The following is a 10087-nucleotide window of genomic DNA, read 5'->3' on the forward strand; positions in this document are numbered from 1 at the left end:
GAACATCGACACTGGATTACGAATTACCAAATGTGTTTGGGTTGATATTTTTTGCAACCGCTTATTTATCTTCAGTAAAACCACTTTTTTTGATTCCATAGGGGGCGACATAGCCCCAACTGTGACGCAAGTCACAGTTGAATTGTAAACTATATTTCAAACAAGACGATTACTCAATGAACTAAAGAGCTAAAACCACTTTTGGGTACGGCCAAACCGGAGTTTCGTATGTCCAGCATATCTCGATTGCCTATTTTTTATTTTTTTCTATGGTTAAGTGCTTGTGGCGGAGGCGGCGGTGGGGGCGCTCCCGGAGACATTGTTGATCCCAACCCCAGTAATCTGGCAGCACCCACGGGTGTAACAGCAACCGCAGGCGACGCCCAGATCGACGTCAGCTGGGCTACCGTAGCAGGAGCCACCTCATATAACATCTATGTTAATGATGCTGGATTTGTTTCCAAAACCAGTTATATCCGTTTGTTAACAAGTGCTACTTCTCCGGTCACGATCTCTGGTTTAGTGAATGGGCAGCTCCACACGGTAATGGTTACGGCGACCGATTCCAGCAGTGAAAGCTCTGACTCTATTTCAGACCAAGCCACACCACAGGGAGCACCTCCGGGGCCGGTCACGGACTTCCTCGTCACACCGGGCAATAAACAGATTGGTGTTTCCTGGACGGCCGTCAGCGGCGCGACCGGTTATGAAGTGGATTATGCAGAGGACGCGGCTTTTACCGTTAACAAAGGGACCCTGGCTACCAATTCCACTTCGTACACCTTTACCGGTTTAAGCAATGGTGTCACTTATTACTATAGAATTTTGTCCACGAATGGCAATGGCAGCAGCGCCTGGTCATCAACCGTCAGCGCTGTTCCCGATTTGGCATCCGGTTGGAATGTCAAAGAAGTACCGTCCTCGAGACTATTAGGTGCCTTTGAAGCTTACTACGATAAAAAAACCCATTTAAACAGCAACCGTAAGGCTTTGATAAGCTGGAGCCACGGGACCACCACATATTCAACCGTGTATGCTGTAACATACGATCCTGCAACTGACTGGAGTACTGCAACCACAATCAGTATCACCGACGGGTTCGACTCCGGTTCCAGCTTATCGGATAACGGCGAGGCTGCTGTCATTTGGAGCGAACGCACGTATTTGGATCCGGACAATTTAACCTGGCGCCATGATATCTATGTGAAGCACTATCAGGGCGGCGTATGGGGCAGCGCCGTACCATTGAGCAGCACCGAAAGCGGACAGTATCCGGGGGAACCTGTTGTTCAGCTGGATTCTTCAGGTAACGCCGTAGCAATCTGGCATGGCGACGATGGCAATTACTACTCTCGCACTTACAATAGACTAAGCGACACCTGGGCGACGGTAAACCCCATCAACAGTTCTTCCAACCCGTACGTGGGCCGACCCTTTACCGCATTGGACAGCAGTGATCGAATCATTGTTGCTTGGGACGAGAAACCGGCATCCACTTCCAGCACAAATAAGATTTTCGTACGCCGTTATACCGACTCCGGCGGTTGGGAGACGACGATGCCCATCAACATCGACGACCCAATGCTGGATGCCGGCAACTATCTTTATGATATGTCAGCCAATGCCAATGGAGATATTTTCGTACTGTGGGCCCACAAGCCGGCGGGTGATTATGAGTTGAAACTCAGAAAATACAGTGCTGCCGGGACCACCTGGAATAGTGAAATTGCAGTGGATACCTCCAACTTTGCTATGGATTGGGGTTCGGTCCGAGCGGATCCGGCCGGTAATTCGGTGGTGTACTGGAAAAAACGCATTGATGACACGGTGAATATCATAGAGTCAGACAATCTTGCGGTCTATCACAGCGCTACGGTGAGCATGGGACCAATAGAGGAAATGCCGACCACTACAGATGACATCTATTCACTAACGCCATCTGCTTTCGGGACCGGGTTGTTTCGCGCACATTATTCGACCAATGCCGGCGCAGTTCATGCTTATGAGCGAATCTACGATTTTGCAGCACAAACCTGGAGTACCGCAGTCAGTGTCCAGGACTATTTTGGCAGAGAAGACTACCAACTCGTTGTTAACGGCTCCGGCGCAGCGATCCTGACGACATTCTCCAATTGGTTCGACTATGGCACGCTGAAAAGCTACTTGGATGTTAGAGCATCCTTTTATATGCCTTAGTGTCCCAAACGGCCCCGAGAGTTCGGGGCCGCAGCTACACCTGACAAGCCATCACCCGCCTGGCGCAAGCAGGTCCGCCCTTGGCATCTACCGTGTAACACCGACAATGGGGCCGTAACTGGCCCGTTTGTCATTTCTGCCTGTTTCATCCGAGTAAATGCCGGAGATAACGCCATCCAGGTAAAGTGCGTTCTCGCATTTCAACACGTCTCGAAAATAGAGCGCGAATTCATAGAAAGAGACGGGTTTTTCACTGATGACGAAAATGGCTTCCCGGCCTGACACCCCGACACCGTTGCGAATTAAGCGCGAAGTAGACATGGGGTTGAGTTTTGGGTGCACAGCACCGTTCTTTAACAACAGTGGGCCTGATTGAGTCGCCCAGATAACGCCTTTTGAGTGTTTGCCGTACTCTGTGGCATCCACTACTTTTGGACCTGTTTGTGACACCACGAAAACCCCATTGGGTTTTAGAAAAAAGTTACCCTTGCCCCCGGTAAGATTAAGGGACTTAATCTGCACACCGTTTTGCACCAGCAGGCCCACCGGTGATAAATCCGCGTGGTACATTCCTGCGTTCATGGCAAAGACAAGCTTTTTTCCTTTTTTTTGCAACCAAGAGGCCAAGCGATCAAAGCGCTGAAAGGGAATCCCCTTGTCATCGTGCCAAAATAGTTGCAGATCTTGTGTAACGGTATTTATACGTAGGACGGTGTAGTCCTGCGAAGCCTCGCTTGCATAGCTGGCAAACAGAATCGATAACAATAGCAAAGTACGCAACACAGGGAGGTTCATCATATTGTGGCCACGAATCGGTTTGAGAAAAAGTTTACAGAAACAGAGGTCGGAGCACAATAAACAGGGTTGAACCTCTACCGATAACCAAGTCCCGTTAACCAAGCATGGTGTTTGGGCAAATCGACTTGTCGGACTCACACCATAATTGCGGTGCTGGTTGTCTCACAGGTAATGTCATACTGCGCCATCAATGCTTTCTCTTGATCGGTCATATCTGTCTCCTTAGTGTTCGTTCTAGTTTCTGTTTTCCACTGAGCAGGAGAATCGGATTGTTACTGTGCTATTTACAGCCAACTCAAGAATTAACCATCAAAATCCTTAGCCCCCAGGACATACGAATAGGTGCCTTTGCCGCCGCGCATATAGACTTTGTTTGCAACCTCATAGATCCGCTTTCGTAAGGCATCAAACGCCTGCAGAAAATCCGCTTCCGAGCAATTTGCATGTGGATCGGTGAGATTAAGAGCATCGGCTTCCACAAAAAAGGAGACTTCGATGGCGCTATCATACCCCCAAAAGAGTACACGATTCTTGTTAGCATCGAAGCTGCGGCTTGGATTGGGAAAGCTTAGTTTCATCACCTGGTACCCTGAACCGCGCCAGGAATGCCGGTGCTGTCAGTGTTATTGTTGCAAATAACGCTCATGCATTTAAAAAGGCTGAACACACCACTGTTCGCCAACGAAACCCGTGAGGTGTTTTCGATGACCGTCATGTAATACTGAATAGCGTGCGTAAATTCATACTCATCACAGTTTCCGCTCTTTCCTCTGAGATAGCAAATCAATTATGCTAATGCGCTTGGAGACACTTAACCGTTGCGGGGTTTGTCTATTTATTGAAGCATCGTTTTGGCTTGTGGTTTTGTCTCACGGAAAGACATACAAAAGCCGCCTTTTTATAGGGGCTCAAAGTCGTTTTCTTTTTAAATTCTTTATTACTTTTCTTTACCCATCATGTCCACTCCTGATCAGGGCAATCACAAGGATTCCATTAAACCCGAGACATGAAAATCATCATGTAGGCTTCTACGCGGTTGATCAAATCTCGTGATCGCTCTTAATCCCAGGTGGCTGTCGGATCAGCCTGCCCATACCGGTAAACGTGTGGGTTTAGTAACCCGACTTTATTAGGGGTAACGTCCCTTAGCCATTTGAAGTCGGAGTCATCGTACCCAATTGTGTTCCGAGGAGTGTGGATACATTCCGAGTATCGCCATATATAATACCTAGAAAAACCAATTGCTTAGATAAGAGCGCCTCATACAATCACACTGAAACTGCCCTTTTGGTTAACTTCTTACGAAAACGAGGGTAGCCTTTCGATTTTTCTGTGTACTGAAATACCTAAAGGTTTCACTCAACTTTCCGATAGTCATAACATTGTTAAATATTTGTAACAGTGTGAATTATGCCTCGAAAAGGTGTGCCAAAGCCGGAAAACGTCCCATCTGAGGCTTTGCTTGAACACGAAAATCACAGTGTTATTTCCCACAGCGCAACTGTCCTACCCATTCTACTGTTTATAAATCACCCATCCGAGGTGGAAGAGCTATTCAGCGGCCTGGTGAAGCACCTGGAAGCCTTGTTTGATTTTGACTATTGTGCCTTTGCCCTACCATCTGAAGCCGCTTACCCAGCCACGCGGGTACTGGATCACCATGGCTGGCACGATGTTGAGAGCTTGGCAGGAGAAAACACCGTTCTCGATCGCTTTTGGTACAGTAAAGACATCTTTCTAACTAGTAGCTTATCGGACTCAAAACAGATCGTTCTGCCGCATCCCATTCCTGTAATCGACGATTTTATGCTGGTCCGCCTAGCGGCTTACGGTACTACAATTGGCGTCTTAATTGTGGGAAGTAATAAATCACAACTATATGGCGAAAGGGAAATTGAATTAGGAACACTAATTGCCAATCCCCTCGCACTTACTATCCATCGCCTGCTACAACTAAACGAACTTCGTACCGTTTCCAACATACTGCAAGCTGAGGCAAAAGAAAGAGAACAGATAGTTGAATCGATAAAATGCATCATTGAAGGCACCGGCGCGGAAATAGGTAAGAACTTTTTTAAGTCGGTTGTTGAACACATGGCGAATGCCATTGGCGTACGATACGCCTTTGTGGCGGAACTGCAAAACAAGGGCTCTGTGATTAAAACGATTGCTGTATGGCGTGGTACCAAGCTGATTGATAACTTTAGCTATTCAGTAGAAGGTGCTACCGGTGACGCTTGCAGAGACAAGATCTGCTATTGCTGTCACTCTGTAACGAAACTTCTTCCAAGCGCGGACATGCAAAGAATGATGCGCGTGGAGAGCTGCTGGGGTTTACCGCTAAACAACTCTTCAGGTGAAACCGTTGGAGTTTTGGTGGTTATGCACGACGGCCCAATGCAGCAGGAAGATCACATTATCCCGATAATGAAAATATTCGCCGCACGTTCCGGTCCGGAATTGGAACGTATCCGTATGGAGGCTGAGCTATTTAGAGAAAAAGAACGAGCCCAAGTGACGGTAGACTCGATTGGGGATGGCGTTATTACCACGGGCGCGGACGGTAATGTGGACTACATAAACCCGGTAGCGGAAACACTGACCGGGTGGAGCAACTCAAGCGCGAAAGCGTTGCCTTTGAAATCCATTTTTCGCGCAATTGATGAGGCAACCAGGGAACCCATACTGGATCAACTGGATTATTGTTTGATCCAAGGGTTGAGAATGCCTTCTACAGACAAGATGGTGCTTATTCGAAAAGATGGGAAGGAGTTCCCTATAGCCAGCACTATGTCCCCCATATTCGATCGTGACAAACGTATTGTTGGCAGCGTAGTTGTCTTTAGTGACGTTAGCGAGTTAAGACGCCTAATAAGCGAAATATCCTATCAAGCCAGTCATGACGAGTTAACCGGCCTGGTAAACCGTCGTGAACTTGAAACGCGTTTACAAGCCATGATCCAAACGGCAGAGCTGGAAAACGCCAAACACGCACTGTGTTACATTGATCTTGATAGATTTAAGGTAGTCAATGATACATGTGGGCACATAGCGGGTGATGAGCTCCTAAAACAGGTGTCCTCACATATACAATCCATAATACGCAGCATAGACACGGCAGCCAGATTGGGGGGCGACGAATTTGCAGTACTATTGCAAAGTTGCCCAATCGAGGTAGCGGAGAACATCGCTGAAAAAATTCGGAAAGTGGTTAAAGAATTTGTTTTCATATGGGATGATCAAACATTTGAAATTGGCGCCAGTATTGGTGTGGTCCCCATTACCAGTGAAAGTGGCGGTGTCTCAAAAGTACTCACCGCCGCAGATTCCGCTTGCTATATTGCCAAAGGACAAGGTCGTAACACAGTCCACGTACATAAAGTAGAAGATATTGAGTACTCACAGCATAGCGGTGAAATGCGCTGGGTCCGCGAGATTAGGCGCGGGCTACAAAACGACAGTTTTTGTCTATATATTCAAGAAATCCTTCCGCTATCAGGCGCAGATGATGGAAAAAGCTATTTTGAAGTACTGACCAGGCTTACGGGTGAGTTTGGGGAAATCATTTCTCCCAAAACATTCATCCCCGCAGCGGAACGCTATAATCTTGTACTGGACATAGATTACCGGGTCATTGAAAAGACCTTCGCTATGCTGTCCAACAATGAGCGTGATGAATTTAGCAATCTGGGGCTGTGCTCAATCAACCTGTCAGGACAATCGCTGGGAGACGCCGGCCTGTTTGACTATATCGTCGAACAAGCGGATAAATATCACATAACACCAAACCTAGTATGTTTTGAAATTACCGAGACCGCGGCAATTGCCAACATCATACGCTCCAGAGATTTTATGTCGAAAATGGTAGATCTGGGATTTCATTTTGCATTGGATGATTTTGGCAGCGGCCTGAGCTCATTTGGCTACTTAAAAAACCTGCCGGTTGATATATTGAAGATAGACGGCGCATTCGTCAAAGACATAGCCACGAATGAGATCGATTGCGCAATGGTTGAAGCCATTAATCGCATTGGAAAAGTAATGGGGTTAAGAACGGTTGCCGAACATGTTGAAAATGTAGATACTCTGAACAAACTACGCAGTATTGGAATTGATTTTGCGCAAGGGTTCGGCATCTCCAAACCTGAACCATTTACAAAAAGCAGCCAAAACCTATCCGCGACAAGCACCGACGCGGTATACCAATGTGATATAAAAGCACAGCGGAACTAAATCCATGTCCAACTGCTGCAATATAGACCCCACTCCCAGGCACTCTAAAAAACACCGCTGTCCTGTAAACAATAAGAAATATGCTCCGGTTGACCGACAAACCATGCTTCATCATTTAAAATCGGCGTGGTATCGATTATTGAAAGTACAACAATACTATTTTTGTGACAGCCCGGATTGTGATGTGGTGTACTTTGGCGAAGACGACAAGGTAATCACCGTAGCGGAACTACGGCACCCCATCGGCCAGAAACAAACGGGGAACGATAAGAAAATATGTTATTGCTTTGGTATTACCCTGAGCGATATTAAAAATAATCCGCTACTAAAACAATTCGTCATCAAACAAACAAAGGAACGAAACTGCTCCTGCGAAACCAAAAATCCTTCCGGTCGTTGTTGTTTAAAAGACTTTCCCTAGTCGATTTTAAACGAAGGTCAAAACACCACTACCACGCCAATTTCTATCCATGCCATGCTGACTCCCAGGCGTGTATTGCATGCATTCTTGTTTCACCCCGATGATAACCACCACTCTATTTGCCACCTGTGTGTAGCTTGTAACCGATCCCGGCGGAATCTCCAATAATGCTTTCCAAACACTTATTAGAAAATTGGTTCCTGACACATAAAGATATAGCGGACGGTCCTGCTGGACCTCCCTATTAAATATCAAGCCTACTGTGTCCGCTGTTCCACTAATGTCTTCACGTATATCTGCGTACAGGTTTTGGGATAACGAATTACTGTCCATATTCTGATCACCGGAATCTAATGCATACACAGAAAACAAATGAGCGATGTTGATTATTCCAAAATTACCAGACCAATCGCCATTATTGTGCTTCTTGCCAACCAATATATCCCTGAATCCAATATCTAGGCTTAAGGACTGTGACGTGGGGATTTTTCTCTAAATAGATTTCCGTTATTTGATCTGTTTGAGTAATGGCAGGATAGCTTGAGTAAAGAATAGTGCCCAGGAATACCACTCCCACAATCCATAAGCTTAGTGGTTTCCTGGTTATTGCCGCTGAGCAAATGCGAGCGGATGTATTCGCATCGAAATAAACAGCCAGCGCCCACCCCACAACTATACACATCACCATCTGGCTAAATGGCATGACGATAACTCCGCTGACTAACGCATGGGTTGCACCTGCAACCAAGGAAGCTGTTAAGCTTATTAATAATATGGACTGTTCGCCATCTGCACTATTTAAAGTGTACCGGCAAAATTTTACCCACTTGATGAATCCATAGACTAACAACCAAAAAATCAAAGCAAAAGAAATCAACCCCCTTTCACTCATCCACTGTAAATATGCCGAATGGGGATGAGCAGCACTGGCATAATTACTATAGTTTGCATATTGTTGCGGCCCCAGCCCTAGCAGTGGATTCGCCCACGCCAATTCCCACGCCAGACTCCAAAGACTCCCCCGTCCCGCTAGGCCTGCTTGTGCTAAACGATCGGTGATTTTGGGTAAATTCATCTCCACGGAAATCAAATGAGGAATCCCGTGAAACAACAATAAATAAAGTGCAAGACCGACTATTGCGAAAAATATATGCACTTTCAACCATGCCATAGAACGTCGGGCAAACAACACAGGTACTACAATGGCGGCGAAGATCATCGCAATCAATGTGGCCCGCCCGCCCGAAGCGTATAACAACGTCCAGCCAAGTATACCCGGGAGCCACAGAACCCAATGGTAACGCCGAGAAACACCACCAAAGACAATGAGTAGCGCAGGCATTAATGGTAATATCCAGGTTTGAATTTGATTCAAGAATCGAGGCTGGACAAAGCCAACAAACAATTCATAGCCTTTTAACCACCCGGTTAAATCCAAACTCGGTATATAGGCACTGGCCATAAATCGCCAGTGGTAGAGTGAAATACCAATGGCCAATGTTGCCAATACGACTTTTTGCACAAACAACGTAGATAGACAATTGCTAATATTCAGCGTAAAAATAAATAGTAAACCAAATAAGCTCCATTCCTGGAAGGCGTGTTTTGGCAAAGGCGCTTGGTAGCTGGAAAGCGCACCTAAAAATGCAACAATTAAAAGTACCCACCTCACTATGGATGGCAAATTAGTCCAGGCAGTGTATAAATCCACAAGTAATTTGCGGTTGATAAGCAATGTCAGCACTAATAATGCCAAAGTGCTTAATTGGATCAGCCTTTTTTGGTTGTATGCCGATTCAGTAAAAAAATTAATGTCGAATCCCAAGGCAATACAAAACATCACCAGAAAGAAATACAGGGGAATCAAGGGAAGATATTTACCTGCGACTTTCAGAACGTACAAGATAGAACTCATAAATGATCCGGGTACTTTTGTTCAAGTATTATAAATATTCAAGAACCTTGCCATTGCGGTATCAATACGTACCCTTAACGGCAAACTTTCATAAATAGCAAAAAGTTGGGAGCTACGGAGAATTTTTTAGGGGGCAAATTGTATGATTAGTATACGGCACTATTCTTGGCCCACTCTCAATACATGATTGCCATGATAAGGAGCCGAGATTTTAAAGCTGCCACGCAATGTTCGGCCTATGTGGGGCTAAATCCGGTACATTACGAATCCGGGAGCAGCGTTCGCGGTAGACCCCACTTATCGAAACGAGGCAGTTCGCTGATTCGGTCCAAACTCTACATGGCTGCTGTGGTGGCAACCCAGCACAACCCGGACATAAGAGCCCAATACACGCGACTGCTAAAGCAGGGAAAAACCAAAATGTCTGCTTTGTGTGCCGCCATGCGTAAGCTCGTTCAGATTTGCTTTGGTGTTTTAAAACACCAAGCTAACTATCAACCGCAAACCCTCTAGCGGGGGCTTGT

General features: G+C 46.2%; 7 protein-coding genes and 1 pseudogene. 4 read left to right on the plus strand and 4 right to left on the minus strand.

Annotation, left to right across the window (positions count from 1 at the left end):
• Positions 1-228: 228 nt before the first annotated feature.
• Positions 229-2196, plus strand: coding sequence for a fibronectin type III domain-containing protein (locus tag OEY58_21970; GenBank protein MDH5328123.1), 1968 nt, complete (start codon positions 229-231; stop codon positions 2194-2196).
• A gap of 87 nt (positions 2197-2283) precedes the next feature.
• On the opposite strand, the gene OEY58_21975 is transcribed toward OEY58_21970, so the two are convergent.
• Together OEY58_21975 and OEY58_21980 are read right to left on the minus strand one after the other, a co-directional pair.
• Positions 2284-2994, minus strand: a complete 711-nt coding sequence (locus OEY58_21975) for a phosphodiester glycosidase family protein (protein MDH5328124.1) — start codon at positions 2992-2994, stop codon at positions 2284-2286.
• A 302-nt stretch (positions 2995-3296) separates the two neighbouring features.
• Positions 3297-3572: a DUF1488 domain-containing protein gene (locus OEY58_21980; protein MDH5328125.1), complete on the minus strand. Its 276-nt coding sequence runs from the start codon at positions 3570-3572 to the stop codon at positions 3297-3299.
• 832 nt (positions 3573-4404) lie between these two features.
• Here OEY58_21980 and OEY58_21985 point away from each other — a divergent pair.
• Complete coding sequence (locus OEY58_21985) at positions 4405-7227, plus strand: EAL domain-containing protein (GenBank protein ID MDH5328126.1); 2823 nt, start codon at positions 4405-4407, stop codon at positions 7225-7227.
• A gap of 4 nt (positions 7228-7231) precedes the next feature.
• Positions 7232-7648, plus strand: coding sequence for a hypothetical protein (locus OEY58_21990; GenBank protein ID MDH5328127.1), 417 nt, complete (start codon positions 7232-7234; stop codon positions 7646-7648).
• 43 nt (positions 7649-7691) lie between these two features.
• On the opposite strand, the pseudogene OEY58_21995 reads toward OEY58_21990, so the two are convergent.
• A pseudogene (locus OEY58_21995) lies at positions 7692-7873 on the minus strand (MGMT family protein).
• A gap of 190 nt (positions 7874-8063) precedes the next feature.
• On the minus strand, positions 8064-9563 hold the full coding sequence (locus OEY58_22000) for an O-antigen ligase family protein (protein ID MDH5328128.1): 1500 nt from the start codon (positions 9561-9563) through the stop codon (positions 8064-8066).
• Positions 9564-9746: 183 nt separating this feature from the next.
• Here OEY58_22000 and OEY58_22005 point away from each other — a divergent pair, with 183 nt between their 5' ends.
• Complete coding sequence (locus tag OEY58_22005; GenBank protein ID MDH5328129.1) at positions 9747-10076, plus strand: transposase; 330 nt, start codon at positions 9747-9749, stop codon at positions 10074-10076.
• Positions 10077-10087 lie beyond the last annotated feature (11 nt).

The organism is Gammaproteobacteria bacterium, assembly GCA_029882975.1.
Lineage (GTDB): Bacteria > Pseudomonadota > Gammaproteobacteria > SZUA-152 > SZUA-152 > JAJDNG01.